Source organism: Rhodococcus sp. NPDC057529 (genome assembly GCF_042802055.1).
Classification (GTDB): Bacteria; Actinomycetota; Actinomycetes; order Mycobacteriales; family Mycobacteriaceae; genus Rhodococcus_F.
Genome location: NZ_JBHVEY010000036.1, coordinates 1 through 15,668 on the forward strand (window position 1 = coordinate 1; position 15,668 = coordinate 15,668).

Genomic DNA, 15,668 nt, shown 5'->3' on the forward strand with positions numbered 1-15,668 from the left:
TCACCAGCGGAGGATCGTGCAGGTTCGTGATGCACGGTGCATCACCAGCGGAGGATCGTGCAGGTTCGTGATGCACGGTGCATCACCAGCGGAGGGCCGTGCAGGTTCGTGATGCATGGTGCATCACCACCAGTTTCGACTCACCCCCTAGTCAGACGGCGCGGCAGCTGAGATGGAAGCCACCACGACACTATGCTGCGGGCGCATCGGTAGAAGTGTCCGCGTTCACGTCTTTGCCGTCGGCGCCGGCTCAGCCGCCAACGTCATCGCCCTCGCGGTCAGACCCAGGGCCCCGACCCCCGTGTCGTGATGCACCGTGCATCACGCGGAAGTTGGGTGATGCACCGTGCATCACGCGGGAGTTGGGTGATGCACCGTGCATCACGCGGAAGTTGATGATGCACTGCACGGTAGGGAGGTTGGCGGATTCGAGCAGCCTCTCCGGCGAGCTGTTGCCCTTTCGTTGGCGTGAAGATACATATACCCTGTGGGAAGTGCTCTGACCTGCACACTCTCTGCCGTGTTGAATTCGAGGATGTTATTAGCGTGGGTCTAGTAACGAACCGAGGAAGCGACTGGGCGCGGGTCAGGTTGTTCTCGGAGTAACTGCAGTAGGTCGGCCTGCGCCCGTCCTCGATCGACGAGGCGCAACCGGTGCAGGCCCGGATGCGATCACTACAGCACCCTCCTGACCTGCCATTTTAGGTCCGTGGGAACTCAACTTCCTTGCTAGAACGCTCCGCGAGACGTTTCCATGCCCCTCCCCCGGCGAGTGAGTAGCCCCTCGATTGCCGGCCGAACACTGCTCACCTGCACCTTTGGCCCGTTGCCCCTGGAGAACCCCGTTCCGCAGGCTTCGACCCGACCAAAGGAACGCCAACGCAGCTCGTCGGGACTCGAAGGTCGTCCAGTCTTGGAGCCGAATACCCGTCCATAGTTACGTCAAGTGACGAAATTAGCTTAAGGTGCAAGGAAGGATAATAGCTCGGTCCTCGCCTTCCTCATCGGGCATGAAGTTGCGGTCGCAATGCACCTCACCGCGACCTCCTTCGAACAGCACCACCTCCATCACCTCTTTTGGAATGACCGTCTGTATGGCCTTGCGTATGGCCTTAAGCAAGGTGTTGAAAGTGTTATCGTGGAAGTCGGACGCAGAAGGCAATCGTGAATCGGGGTTGCCTCTTTCCGGCGAAAGTGAAACGGTCATCAACTGCCAGCCAGGCCCTCCCCCAGCCTGAGATCTCCGGCCTCCAGCCCCGAATGCATTCTCTGAGACGGAAGTTCACCCCAGTGAGGACGCAGAGCAGGAACCGACCTGACGCCTAACCGCCGTGCGACAGAGCCTGCACAACTGCTGTCACGAGAACGCTTCCGCAACTGCCTCACCACGGTCCGGCCCCTGCTTGGAACCGCAAACTCGCCTCCCCTGCAGCAGATCTGCGCTCGTCAGCGAACCCAACTCACCCGTCCACGGCCCACTTTCAGTCCAATCGGTAAGCACCGAATATGACTTTGACATGCACGTATGTCTACGACACTAGGTATGGCCTTACCAACGCCCGTAACTGCCGCAGTATGACAGATCGTCGCATGGATCTACGTATAGATCGGTGCTACTACCTTTTCGATTGCCAGCTCTAGCACCGTGATCAGACTCATCGCGATGACCCTCACATTGCCCGTGTGCACGATCATCGCCTCGACCAAGCACACAACAGTTGGCAAGGTCTGCAACATGAACCATTCCCAGGGGCGGGAACACGGCCGGTGACATAGCCTTCTCAACCGCTCTTGAACAGGCCCGCTGTATCGCCTTAGCACAGGCTGGACTCACGACGTCTTACACCCCCATAGACAAGGGTGTGTCGTTGGCAATCTGACCGACTACGCAGCCGTACCGTGCTAAACATGTCGCCAACGCAGCCCACGCGCAGTCTGCTTGTCGCCAATCAAAAGGGCGGTGTCGGCAAGAGTTCGATCGTCGCCGCCCTCGCAGCCATGGTCGCGGCGGCGGGACTCCGAGTTCTCGTCATGGACGCGGACCAGCAGGCCAACGTCACATCGTCCGATCTAGGCGTTGAGGGGGACCGCGGGAGGGGCCTCAGCATGAGCCTCCAGTTCGCGCACCCCTTAGAACCCATCCGAGAGGTCCGGCCGAACCTCGATCTCATCCCCGGCGGTGCGGCGCTTGCAGTCATCGGCGCCATCGCCGCTGCCGCGGCCCAAACCGGGATGGATCTGACGGGCAACCTCGTCTCCACCCTGAACGACTTGCAGTCGGCCGAACACTACGACCTGATTCTGATCGATTCAGGCCCAGGCGATGCCCCACTCCTCGACGCACTCCTGGGCACCGCGCGCTATCTTCTCGTACCGACCAGGGATGACGATGCAAGCCTGATCGGCGTGGAGTATCTCGCTGCCCGCTATCTGCGAGCGCGTGAGAATGGTTCCGTCATCCAACTGCTCGGTGTTGTGCTGTTCGACCTGAACCCGACCGCGACAGCGCGGAACCCTGAGGTGTTCAAGCAGGTTGAGGACCTGCTCGAAGGCAGCGGCGCCGCCCCCTTCGAGACGTTCATCCGGAACGATCGTGCCGCCGCGGTGGATCTCCGAAGCCGTCATCTAACTCCAAATGAGCTCGTCACCGTATCCGCTGAACAGGCAAAGACCCGTATCCAGCGACTCCGCGACAAGGACAAGAAACTCCTCGGACGCCGCCTCTGGTCCCGCGACCCCAACGGGCTCGCAAACGACTACCAAGCCCTCACCCGCGAGGTTCTCAGCCGCATAGCGGCGGCGGAAAAGAACGAAATCTCCGGGGGAGTGGCATGAGTGCGAGACGCAGGAAGGCAGCTTTCGATCCGGGCGCCCTCGGGAATCTCGACGAACTACTCCCCACCCTGAGCATCGTCACTGAACGCGACGCGCCGGCGCAAGAACCGCCACCCCCAAAACCCACCGACGAACAAGGCGACGCCGCACCCGAACCCACCACGAAACCCTCACCCGAGGTGACGCCGAAGGTGTCGCCCGAGCCCGCCGAGACAGACAATGCGTCACCAGACACCGAAGACCCGGCTCCGGAACCCACTCACCCCGCCCCCGAGACAACAAGATTCGTCGCCGCGCCCCGCAGAAAGCCCAAAACACGCAGCGACAGCAATCCCGCGCCGATACGGATCGCGCCGCCGGAGGTCTACTTACCCCCCGCCGTGTACGCAGCATTACGCCAACTCACGCTCGAGGAGCGACAGCGGGACCGCGCCACCGCACGCCCCTACGGCCAAGTGGTTCTCGATGCCGTTGAGACGCACGCTGGCGAACTGCAGCGCCACTGGAACACCCCGGAACCCCAGACAAGTACCGGACTCTTCAAGCGTCGCGAGACCAGGGCACAGCCGCGTCGCCGTCGGCATAGCGAGATACAGGCGCGTGTGCCCCTGGGAGGCATCATCTCCTCCGATACCGCAACGCTCGATGCCCTCGTCGAAGAGTGGTCCGCCGGTAGCCGCAGCGCGCTGGTCGAACACGCGCTTCGCCTGTATCTCAATGTGCGACCAGACTGAGCACAACCGCACAATGTCAGGCCGCAGGCGGCGACGGTCCATGCAGGTGTCGAACCCGAATAGCGGACACAGCCGGAGCGACGACAACGGCCCTGGTCAGGCCGAACCAGGTCGCCAGGGGAGGCAACGCGGCCGCGGAAGAATCCGGTGTCGGCACTTCTGCCCGATACCGTGACGCAGTGACCGACATGGAGTTCTCCCGAGACACGATCGCGGGTCTCGCACTACTTCTCGTCGTCGGTCATGCAGCGCTCACCCCCGGTGTGTCCATGTCTGGAACGGGCTACACAGCCACGACACCAAATTGGCTACCGAAATCTCGCTCCTGATCCTTCTCCTCTTCGTCGGCAGCGCAGCAACCACCTACGCGTGCCGCGGACTCTGAATCCGCTTGCGCCGATTAACACACGATTGACTGGACCGTTCGACACGATCAACCCACGCAGGCCAACGCTGCAACGATCGCGACGACGAAACCCAGTGGGAAACCCTTTGTCCGCATCGACTGACTGGCGACCCGTTGGTAGCCCACGGCTGGCTCCGACAACTTCACATCAGAACGAACCATCGCGACGACCGAGCCTGCACAAAGCCGCGCCCTCGTTCCTGCACACAACCGGCGGTTTGCCTGCACGCACCCTGCGTCACACCGCCTTACCAGGCTCCAACGGCTCAGAATCGGGCCCGATCGCGCGACCATCGTTGTAGGTCTCCGCGATCACTCTCAGTTGCGCTGCGAACGCCTCCTGAGTGAATTGCATCAGCGAATACGGCCGCCCGGTCTTGCGGCGTACAAGACGTACAGCGGCCCGGGCCAACGCGTGCAGATCATGGGTCACATTGACTGTGCTCGTCGCACGCGAAGGCCGCATATGCCGCCCAACATCGTTCACCACAGGTGGCCTCCAGCCCCTAAGCGACCACTGCCCGTTGCCCGAACAGCCCCAGCTTCTGCATATGGGTCAGCGCAGCCCGGTAGTCGCTGGTGACCGTCTTTGCCCTGTAACCGTATATCGGCACCGGAACATAGTTCGTGTACGCCTCATCCACGATGCTCGCACGACGGATCGGCGGCGTAACCCTATCCGCATACTCACTGAGCAGATCATCCATCTGCTCACGGTAGACGTCTCCAATCGGCGGCACCGCGCAAGGGACGATGGATAGCAACGGAACGTCGACTCGGTAGGTCCGCTTGATCTTCCGCAGTTCCTGCTCCAACGCCGGGATGCCTTCGTTCTCCTTGCCGGAGGGCTTCGTGCACGTGATCAGGCCCCATGAACCATGAGGCCCTTCCTCATCAACTGTGGTGGCAAGAATTCCTGCGATCACCAAAACGTTCAGGGAGCCGGGGGAGTCGATCAAGGTGACGTCGACCGGATCCGCTTCCTCGAGGGCGTCACGCAGATGAAGCACACCACCTGTCACCGCAGGCAACTCCACGATCAACTTGTCGAGTGTGTCGCGCGCGGCGGGCACAATCGTCAGGTTGGGGATCTCCTCGTATACGGGCTGGTCACCTTCGCCGTAGCCCCGCAACACCCGCGCTGGGCGCTCGACGTCCTTGATTGACGCGTTGCGCCGCAGCACGTCGGCGGCGGTCTTACCCGAAGCTTCCGGGTACCCGAGCCACGTGCTCGCGTTTGCCTGGCTATCCATGTCGAGAACTCGAACGCGGTATCCGTCCTGAGCGAGCAAAGTGGCAGTCGAGGTGACAGTCGTTGTTTTGCCGGCACTGCCGGACAGGGTTGCTACTGCATAGGTAGCCACGGGAACTCCTTGCGGTTGAATGTCGTGCATTGGATTGATGTCTGATTCGGGTGATGCACCGTGCATCACCCGGCGAAGCGATGTATGAACTTCGGTGATGCACCGTGCATCACCGATCAGCCGGCGTCACGTAACTCGCGGCGCGCTGCATCGAGACGAGCTTCCTCCCATGCGGTCGGCCGGTACCCAGCGCGCTCGGACAGCAAGTCCAAGTACGTGAGGTCCGATACCCCCCACTCCCGAGAGTCATTCGCTGCCGCAAGTTCGTAACCAGCGACCGCGCAGGCCCAGGCCATCTCAGTGCGGCGCTTCTCGTCGCCGTTCTCGGCGCTCATCCTGAACTCGGTCGCGTCAAGACCTTCCAGCCGCATATACGCCTGAGCCAGGCGCCACCCTTCCGCGCTCGTCGCTAACGCGGAAACACCGTAGGCGTATTGGTCGATGAAGTAGTTCACCAACTTCTCCCGCGGAGGAACCGAGGCTACAAGCTTCTTGCCCGCCTCGCGACGAGCCTTCTGTGCCGCCGTCCGTGCTTCCGCTTCCAATCTTGCGGCCGATTCGGTGGCATCCTCATCGGTCGGCTTGTCTTTTGCGTAGAAGACAAGCGTTCCCTGACCGGAGTCGATCGCGCCGACAACGTTTCCACTCGCAAGATCGACATCGGTGACCTCAAACAGTCGATGCTCATGAAGACTATCGCCGAACCGCTCGCGGGGATCCACAATCTCGAGACCCGCAGCCATCGCCTGCTCCCGCGACTTTCGCTCGGTCAACACACGTTCAGCCGCACGGGTCGGGCTCATTCCGCGATCGGACATTAGCGCGAACGCCGCGAGCTGCTCAGCACGACGGTCATCCGTGCCCTGAGTCGGGTCCACCTTCTTCTGCCAATTTCGAGCAGGACCGTAGGGGAGCGCCCCCGCCAGCGCCGCACCCTCGGCACCACGAATCGCATCCTCCGCAATCGCGGCCTGAATCTCAGGGGCGAGCAGTAGCATCGACAGCCGCCTCGACACCGTCGCCTGGTCGACACCGAGCTTCTCCGCGATCGCACGCTGCGACAACCCCAGCTCGGAATACCGAGCGAACATCTGAGCCTCAGCCAGTTCCGAAAGGTCTTGACGACCAAGATTCTCCAGCGTCATGGCATCGAGGTCGCCGTGATCATCCATCACGGCGTCATCGATTACTGCAGGAATCGTTGTCAAGCCGGCTGCGATGGCGGCCGCGCGACGACGGTGCCCATAGATGACCACATACTCGGCATCGTCGCCAATAGCGCGAGCGAGGTCGGGCCGCTGCGCGAGGAAGCCCGCGCGCGTTACCAGCAGCGCTGGAACCTTGATGCCATTTGCCCTGGCTCCATTGACCAGTTCATCCCATTTCGGGTCACCAGTCTGAGGCTTAGACCTGTCTGGGTCATTGAATGGGTGAGGGGCGGTTTGGAGTACCGGAACCTGCACAACGGTCTGACCGTCGGCTGCAGCCAGTCCGACCAGCGCGGCGGTAATGCCGCCCGAGTCTGCATCACCGTTCGCCTGCGTCGTAGTTACATCACCGGAGGCGGCGGCCGCGAGTTCCTCACTCTCTTCGCCGCCAGCGAACTTTCGGAACCGGCTCGCAGTCTTCCTGCCCGCCGGTTTGCGCGCGGCGGGCTTCCGCTTGGTCGCGGCAGGCCCGGTCGATGGACTGGCGGCCACAATTTCGGATGTCACTCCGGCGTTCATCATCCTCCATTCTCTGCGCATGCTTTGCATGTATTTAGATGGAGAGTACTGGGATCGAACTTTCTCCTTGGATATCTGCGGCGGCGTGTCGCATATCCGGTGATGCACGGTGCATCACCGAAGCCTCAACCCACCCGGCCGGACCACATCGATTCCGCAGGAGCGCGGCGGGTGGCACTCTGCCGGTGGTGCTGCGTGCACCACCACGATCTGTCCGATCGGTGATGCACGGTGCATCACGGAGGACGCGTCCCATTCCGGACCAGACTAAGTCAGCACCGTGCCCGTGGTGGTCTACCTCGAACCCACCGACGCCCTTGGGGCAACCCCGCCGCTGGAAAACCTGGACAGAGGGACGTCTTGAGCGCGACCTCATGCCACGCTCAGGGAGCCACGCGACACTTAGTACGCCCACATCGCGGGGGTCTGACTGTGATGCACCGTGCATCAGCCGGAGCAAGGCTGTCGGCAACCCGGCGGTGATGCACGGTGCATCACTGGGACTTGAGCTGTCCGGTGATGCACGGTGCATCACCGCAGGGGTCGCGCACCAGAGTGGAAGCAGCGGCCGCTAAGTCAGCGAAAGGGCGTCGGCGACGGGAAGGCCTTCCATTGCCTTCGGTGATGCACGGTGCATCACCGAAGCCTCAACCCACCCGGCCGGACCACATCGATTCCGCAGGAGCGCGGCGGGTGGCACTCCGCCGGTGGTGCTGCGTGCACCACCACGACCTGTCTGTCCGGTGATGCACGGTGCATCACCGGGACTTGAGCGTCGGGTGATGCACGGTGCATCACCGGACAGACAGTTAGGCGAGGTGCAGCCGCAGGTGGCTGTGACAGCCAGTGATCCGGCGCCCGCGTGAGCGTGCCACTGCCGGCCGGTGATGCACGGTGCATCACCGAGGACGCGTCCCATTCCGGACCAGACTAAGTCAGCACCGTGCCCGTGGTGGTCTACCTCGAACCCACCGACGCCCTTGGGGCAACCCCGCCGCTGGAAAACCTGGACAGAGGGACGTCTTGAGCGCGACCTCATGCCACGCTCAGGGAGCCACGCGACACTTAGTACGCCCACATCGCGGGGGTCTGACTGTGATGCACCGTGCATCAGCCGGAGCAAGGCTGTCGGCAAGACGCGGAGCTACGACAACAACGTGTGCCGTCGCCCGGGTAGGGCGTTCCTTTAGTGACCGCTTGAGGAGTTCGTTTTGAGGGGCCGTGAGCCTGTCGAGCGGATCACCGTTCACGATCTTGCCGAGGTCCGCGAAAGGACGGGACCAGTGCACATTGTGAGCCTTGTGGGACGCCTCCGGCGGGCGGCGCCAAATGAGAGTGGAGCAACATCGTCGGCTGGCTGATTCGAACCTGCCCGAGGTGCGGTGGATGGCCGAGCGAGTATGCCGGTTTCGCTCTTGCAATCGGCGAGTCATTCCCCTCGACGGTGCGTCTCTGTCGCTCCGGCATGATGACGCTCCTCCGAGTTCACTGCCTTGGTCCTGCGGGATGAGTCCGTTCTCAAGACAGCGCAATCGGACCTGAGCGGCATCCGGGGGAGTGGGCGTGTCGCGACTTGATGGTAATCAAGAAGAAGGTGGGCTTGAAGTCGACTTGCGGGCGCCCACGGAGCGTTGCCCGATCGAGCCGTGGGTGATGCACGGTGCATCACCCACGGACGCCTTGGTCGAATATGACGCGGACCAACCGAATACTGTCCATCGAGTCGGGCTCTTCTGAAGTGCTCTGTGCACTTTCCCCGCCCGGTCCGGGGCAAGATCTCGGCGATCATGTTTCGGATCGCAACGCGCCGGCCATTCGAATTCAATCCGCCCGAACCCTCGGACTAGGAGACAACCGCCACGACGCGGCCACCCACCTCACCTGTCTTACTCCCACACACTAGGCCGAATCACCAACGATGCGCGCAAACGTCTCGTGATCCGTCGAGGGTGCAGAACTTTGGCGCACTGGCCAGTCTTCCTGCTAGCCCAACCCGATGGGAAATTGGATGCTCCCTTCAGGTATGCCTCGTCCATCTCTGACTTGATCGTCCTGACCTCGCCTCGCCAACTCATTGGGGTGATGCACGGTGCATCACCCCAATGCTGTCTGCTCCTCGACTTGAGGGCATGAATCCGACACCTCACCCAGTCGCAACATGACAATCGAACATGGCCGAAGAACCGACCTCCTTTGGATTCGGCAGGTCCTTGGTGAAGGCGCCCGACGCTTGGTTTAGCAGTTCGTCGCGGTCGTCCAGCACCGTCGAATCTGCCGAGATCCGTCCCGAATCCAGCGGCCGATGACTCGACATGAATCGTCCGCCACTCTTCTTCGCGCAGGGGAGGCGGCCTCATCTCACCAACGCGCTCGAACGATTGCTGGAGACTTGACTGCCGGGTGCCATCGCCCCACAGGTTTCTCATCGATCGCGCGACGCCCGGTGTGACAGCCCAAACTGTTAGCTTGCGGACCAATCTTTTACGTCCACAACGACAGTGGACCAACCGGCAAGACAGTGCCTATCGGAATTCGACTCCCGACACAAGACATTGCTTCAACTGCTTCCAGTTCGTCCTCGGTTCGAATGAACTGCTTTCCTTTGTGTCCTAAATGAATCCGAGGGACCGACGCGTCGTCGCTCTTGACGGGATCACCCAACCGATCCCATGCCGACGACGTTTACAACCTCAACTCCCGGGAGGCGGGTGATCAGTAAGTGACTCACCCCGACCGCCCACTCTCATTCCTGCCCGCGTTCTGTTCGGCCTCGGGCATGCGAGAGAGGAACACGAAATGACGCGGCGACAGCGAAAATACACTCAGCACCGTCCCGGGCCGCGGAGTGCGCACTCCGCGGCCCGGTGAGACCAACTCTGGACTGAAGACGCGATGAGCACGACGGAGAACGGACACCGACCCGACGGCAGCGATCGCAATTCGCTAAGAGCGCCGACATTCTGAGCCATCACCTACGCCGCGTTGTACCTGCGCACTTGAACGCCGTGCGAATGTGCTCCTCTGCAGAGGCTATGGCCCTCTACCGCGTTCGATCGTCAGTGTTCAGATATGCGCATCTGCCTTTCGACGCTCAAGCAATTTCGACGCAAGGGCCTTCTTGCACCGCTCACGGTGCCCAGGAGTCGCCACAGCACGATGACGGCGGCTGAGCCGCGCGTCGCGGTCCGCAATGCGCTGACGGGCTTCCTGGGCGGCTTTTTGGGCCATCTCAGATGGTGAGGGTCGGGTCCAATCGATCTGAGTCAGCCGCCACCGGAGGTATCCGAGAGGCCTCTCGAGGTGTTGTGGCCAAATCCAGCCCCGATGTTGGGTGTCGCGCGTGAGTTCAGCGGCGATGTCACGCCCACTCCAGCGATTCCCGTCAATGCCAGCGCGTGCAAGCACCTCGCACACTGCCCCAATGTGCCCAGCCGATTCGAATACCGGGGCGTGAACGAGCAGTTCAGCGGCGGTGCGCTGCAGGTCGATCGGTCGAGGTTGCCGTGTCAGGGTCGGGGGGCTCTTCGGTTGCTCGCCCGCGCGCGCCCGCGCGCGTTTTGGTGATAAATCTCTAACAAGAGATAACAACTTAAATCCCCTGGAAGGGGATAGGGGGCCACGAGCGCGCAGCTGGGGATAACTTGACCGTGCCTCCTTCTCGGAGCGTCGGACCTTCTTCGATAGCTTCTTCACCGCGCGTCCAGCGGCGATGACCAGGGACTTCGGCGACGTCAGCGCCCAAACTGACGCCGCACGACGTTGAATCCGTCCGTGATGGCATTCAGCTGCGTACGATTCGTCAGCTCTCAGGTACCTGCCTCGGGCCATCTCGCGGGCGACTGAAAGTGCCTGGAGTGCCCTTCTTGCGCGTTTTACGACTGACACACTGACTCCGCTGCGGTGGGCGATCGTCTCCCGCGCCGCGCATACGCGACGGCCCGTTGACCGCTCCGCGAACGAGGCCATCGTCACTGCCACTGCGAAGACGAATTCTGTGCTGACCTGGAATCGCCGGCAAACGTCACGTCCGGTGGGGGAGTTCAACACTTGGCGGACCTGGGATTGCCAGGCACTACGCCCGGTCCATGCTGGTGTTGAGGCTTGTCGACCTGGATCGACGGGTAACGACCAGGACCTGCCCCGCTGCTCGCTCTCCGCGTTGAGTCGCTCGACGTGATTGACCCGTTCGACAGCGGATGAGACGAGAGCTTCCCATTCGGTGTCGCTGGTCGTCGAAACCTCGCCAGCGGGGGTGATCTGAACAGAATCGCCGGAAAACGCGGCCGTATGAGCCGCGGAATTGGGGTGCATGACGCGCCTTTCACGCGCCCTTAACCAGGTTGTTGCCGTGAGTCGCTGGCATCACCAGCAGGACATGGCTTACCCTGACAAGAGCGCACGGTATCGACACGACTGCTCGCGGGACTGCCAATCACAGGAGCGGTCGTGTTGGAACGGCCAAATATGGGCGGTGGGTCTCATCCGGAAACGGTGGGACCCACCGACGTTTTCACTAGTGGAATCGACACCCCCTCACGGCATGCGAGAACGCCGGACGAGCCGGCAACATACGGTCTGCGTACACGGAATTGTCACGTTGACGCTGAGATGAGACGTCGCGGACACCCATATCACGTCGTGTCGCGTGCGCACGACGAATCGCGCGTCCTATACTCATAGAAGGCAGACCTCCTCCCTTGCGTGGCGGTTTGTACGACGAGCGGAACCCCCGGAGCTGGCGAGCGAAGGGGGGTTTCGCCTTTTCTGGGCTCTTTCAGCCCGTCATCGGCAACTCTTCCTGCCTGGCTTGCGCCGGAATCGCTGGCTCGTTCTCGAGTGCCAGCTGAATAAGCGCGATCATCCGATCGGTGATTGTCTTGACACGACCATCGTCAACCGGTGCGAGAATCCGGTCGGCGATCTCCGCGGGGAACTCAACCCCGATGTGGCGAACGGCGACGTCGCGGGCTGGGCGCCCGCCCCGACTTTTCCGAGTTGTCATGCCTTAAATCCTGCTCTTTGGGTTTAACTAAACCGCGCAGCGACACGCCGAGTTAAATAAAACTCGAAAATGTCGCGTCGGGACTTCCTCCAGGGGTGAATCTGGCTCCGAATCGTATGCGATCACCACCCCGCCTACCGAAGAAATATCTGATCAAACGTTGCGTGGCGGCCATAGGCAATCACACCACCCAAGAAACGTCACGTGATGAATCGAAATCTGTGTGGTACAGCGATTTACGCACAAATACACAACTTCGCAGGCAACGAAAGATCGGAGTCTCCCAAACACGCCGTCCACCGCAGATATCACCTGCGCTCCCGTAGACCAAGCTCTGACCTCGCCATATCCGAAGATTGGACCTTACTGCAAGACTTCCGGACCGTCCAAGATCGGCGTGCCAGCAAACTAAGAAATACCACTTGAAGGAGATGGGGAGCCCTCGGCACAGCTCGACCACCAGGGCGTCCCCGACTAATCCAAATCGTCCTACTGCCGACGCGCAACGCAGCCACCAGTTGTTTCCGATGTAGTGGAAATGCACCGTAAACGCCGCAACTCACCGAATCCGTGCCGACCTATCCAATAATGTCGGCCAGCTCCGCAGCATCATGATCAACGAGGGTTCGCCCCTCGACCATCTTGACTTTCTGCTCTCCGCGGCCGCGGCTTGCAACGGGATAGCCCCTACTCGGAGGACAGAACTATGCGCGATGTCTCGTCCCCGACACCGTTGAGCTCCCAACACCAGAAGACACAGATTGAGTTCCACGCAAAGCAAGCAATGCCGCAAGGGGTTGAGCTCGTCGGGTTCTGCGAAATGACCATTGTCGCCCCAGTCATCTATGCACGGCACGACTTCATCACCTCACGATTCGGCTGGCCCGCCGGATTGTCCAGTCAACGATGGGAAACTCGGGCAGTCGGGCAAGGCAGCCTTCGCCCCCGACCGCCTGCAACTTGCAAGACAAATAACGCCTTTCACGTATTCGTATCGCCTCCTCCACGACCAGCCACTCTTGCCTATCGCCCCGCCAGCCAGCGGTGCAACAGCCCGCAGCCATCAGCGGCCGGTCACCTACAAACGCGACAACGTCCATGCCGCCAGATTGTCCCGCTTGGGTCGTCTTGGATCCGTTCCTCGCGTCAATATGTGCGAAACTTCGTCAGCATCCAAATCTCGAACAGCTACCTCGATTCGCCGGTTCAGCATTCTGGCTCGCTGGCGGCCGAATATTCGGACGCTGGCCCTTTGTCTGCGACGAGATGCTCGCCACACAGAATGTTGGTGCACCGACATTGGTCCCAGCGGGGAACAGATGGTGATGCACGGTGCATCACCGAAGCGCACCTCCGGCGAATGGACTGGCGTGTCGGTTTGGCTTGCAGTGAGCCGGCCAGGGTTGTGACTTCTCCGCGGTGATGCACCGTGCATCACCGCAGAGAAGCACAACAAGCGGCCGCGCATATCGGCAGATTGGCGACGAGGTGGCCGTATCCGACTTGCTGCGGTGATGCACCGTGCATCACGGGTGAGTGTGATCCTCGCATCGATCGGGCCGGATAGACCTGCCCGGGCCGGGGTGTACAGCTTCGGTGATGCACGGTGCATCACCGCAGCAAGGTCATTCCGCAGGGTGTCGTGGTGTTGCGACTTCGATGTGATGGGCAGCGGAGCGCACGCCATGCCCGAGGAGATGGCAGCACCGTCCAGGGTGCCGCCCACACCGGTCTGCCGCGAGAAGGAGGCTGGTGTGGTTCAGTACCGTTGATTCCACGACGGGGCGACGACTGGTTCGGCGGAGCAGGACCATCAGGTCAGAGCACGCGTCGTCAGGCGGGTATGTCTCAGCGTGCGGCCTCGATTTCCTCGTGTTCCAAGCCTGGACGTCCCCATTGATCTGTGGGGCTGGGCCGTCGATGGTCCACGTGCTATGCGACCCGGTGCCGTCGGAGGTGAGACCTATGGAGGGAAAGGTCGGACCTGACCGGCCTGCATCAGCCGCGACCTCCGGTGCCGCGTGCAGGAATGCTTCGCCGTGTAGTGAGCCGGGTCCGGGCGGCAATCGAAGCTTTCGGAGTGGTGTCGGCACGAAGGTGGCTCGTGTTCCTCGCCGGATCGCGTGGTGGACTGGGTGTTTAGCGAACGCCAAATGACCTCAGGAAGATAAGTAGCGTCGACATACTTTCCACAGACCGATCGAATGGCTCAGCGGTGTGCGGGAACTGGGCCCGATGAAGAGGTCGGCGCCTACTTGCACGGGGCCTTCGCGACCTACCTTAGAACCATGTTCGGGTGATGCACCGTGCATCACCCGAACATCAGGTGATGCACCGTGCATCACGTAAAGCGCGGGTTGAAAACGCATTGTGGTGAGTAAGTCAGTCAGGTGTGTTGGAGAGAGGTTCAGCACGGATCCGATCCTTCCCGCTTGGTCAGGAGCGTGCAAAAGGCGGACCGTGGTCACAACCAATGCGGGAGGCCGTCGGGGGCTGGGATCAATACCGGGCTTCGCGAGCAAACCCCAGTCAGGGCGACGATTCTTAGTCTTTGCCGACGGAGCTCGGGGGTCTTTGCGGACAGAGCTCGGGGCAGATCAGGTTTCACACGAAGTGGGATCCATATGCCCGCGTGATCGACGATTATATATGATCGTTCGAGGTTGGTGCGTAAAGACGGCTGCTTCGAGAATAGTCTAAAAATCTTCTACTGCAACGAAATTCGACAGTGAAGTAGCTCTGAGAAGGGCGACTGCGATCGCCCTGCCTCCGCAGCTTCGCGCGTCAGTGGAGTTGGCGAGAATGTACGAGCCGGCGCAGATGGGCTCGTTGGCGTCACCCGTTGTCATTGAGTCGTTTCGAGTCGCCACGGGTCAAGCCACGCGGAACCCCGCCGGAGCTGGCGGACGGCGGGGCCGCGACACCGGCAGTCGAGGATCGGTCAAGCAGCGCGAACTCCGGTGGCTGAACAAGATTCAACTCACGGCGTTGCGGCACCAGCGGCCTGCACATCGGATCAGCCGGTGCAAACCAAATCGTATGACGCCGACGACTTCGATCCCAAGAGTGTGTCGTACGCCATATACGATTTCTTGGGCACTCGCATGCGAATCATCTGGATATCGGGACCCAGCCGAGCGTGGCGCACTCGTCGGCAGCTGGCCGTGTTTGCAGGCCAAGTGGTTCCTGCAGTTCGGCAGCAATATGCTCAAGCATTTCTGCATGCCAAGACTTTTCGTGTAATCGCATCTTGAGTGCTCCCAGCCACGCGCAGAAGGAACGCGACCTCGCCTGCAGCAACGGCATCCTCGCATTCGTCTGCCCAAGCCAACCCGTGGTCGCACCATGGAAATCAACCTGATCCACCGGATATTTGCGTAGAACGCGGCCCGCCGAGCGGTGGAGGCGGGATTCGGATACCTCGCCGCCCCGGAGCGGGCGGGCCGGCACACCGAAACGGGCGCCGTTCCAATAACGCGGTGTTGAGCGTCGCAGGCCAAGTGCTGACGGGCGGGCCTTTGGATTCGGCTACCCGACGCCGGTTCTGGATACTCGCCCGACGAGTAGGTCCATCGTCGGCCGCGGCTCTGACAGCCCCGT

At 61.5% G+C, this 15,668-nt stretch carries 6 protein-coding genes; 2 read left to right on the plus strand and 4 right to left on the minus strand.

Features of this window, described 5'->3' with window-relative positions; genetic code table 11:
* Positions 1–955 precede the first annotated feature (955 nt).
* Positions 956–1,207, minus strand: coding sequence for a hypothetical protein (locus ACFU5V_RS39870; RefSeq protein WP_378706514.1), 252 nt, complete (start codon positions 1,205–1,207; stop codon positions 956–958).
* Between the two features lie 701 nt (positions 1,208–1,908).
* On the opposite strand from ACFU5V_RS39870, the gene ACFU5V_RS39875 reads away from it, so the two are divergent.
* Positions 1,909–2,835 (plus strand): ParA family protein, encoded by a 927-nt coding sequence (locus ACFU5V_RS39875; protein WP_072951031.1) that lies wholly within the window; start codon positions 1,909–1,911, stop codon positions 2,833–2,835.
* Positions 2,832–3,569 (plus strand): hypothetical protein, encoded by a 738-nt coding sequence (locus ACFU5V_RS39880; RefSeq protein ID WP_378706516.1) that lies wholly within the window; start codon positions 2,832–2,834, stop codon positions 3,567–3,569. Before ACFU5V_RS39875 ends, ACFU5V_RS39880 begins: the two co-directional genes overlap by 4 nt.
* A gap of 912 nt (positions 3,570–4,481) precedes the next feature.
* On the opposite strand, the gene ACFU5V_RS39885 is transcribed toward ACFU5V_RS39880, so the two are convergent.
* The 3 genes from ACFU5V_RS39885 to ACFU5V_RS39895 form a co-directional block, all read right to left on the minus strand.
* Positions 4,482–5,339 carry a ParA family protein gene (locus ACFU5V_RS39885; protein WP_378440754.1) on the minus strand — a complete coding sequence of 286 codons (858 nt, stop codon included), beginning with the start codon at positions 5,337–5,339 and terminating at the stop codon, positions 4,482–4,484.
* Positions 5,340–5,455: 116 nt separating this feature from the next.
* On the minus strand, positions 5,456–7,069 hold the full coding sequence (locus ACFU5V_RS39890) for a ParB/RepB/Spo0J family partition protein (RefSeq protein ID WP_378706518.1): 1,614 nt from the start codon (positions 7,067–7,069) through the stop codon (positions 5,456–5,458).
* A 4,771-nt stretch (positions 7,070–11,840) separates the two neighbouring features.
* Complete coding sequence (locus tag ACFU5V_RS39895; RefSeq protein ID WP_072951631.1) at positions 11,841–12,068, minus strand: hypothetical protein; 228 nt, start codon at positions 12,066–12,068, stop codon at positions 11,841–11,843.
* Between the last annotated feature and the right edge of the window lie 3,600 nt (positions 12,069–15,668).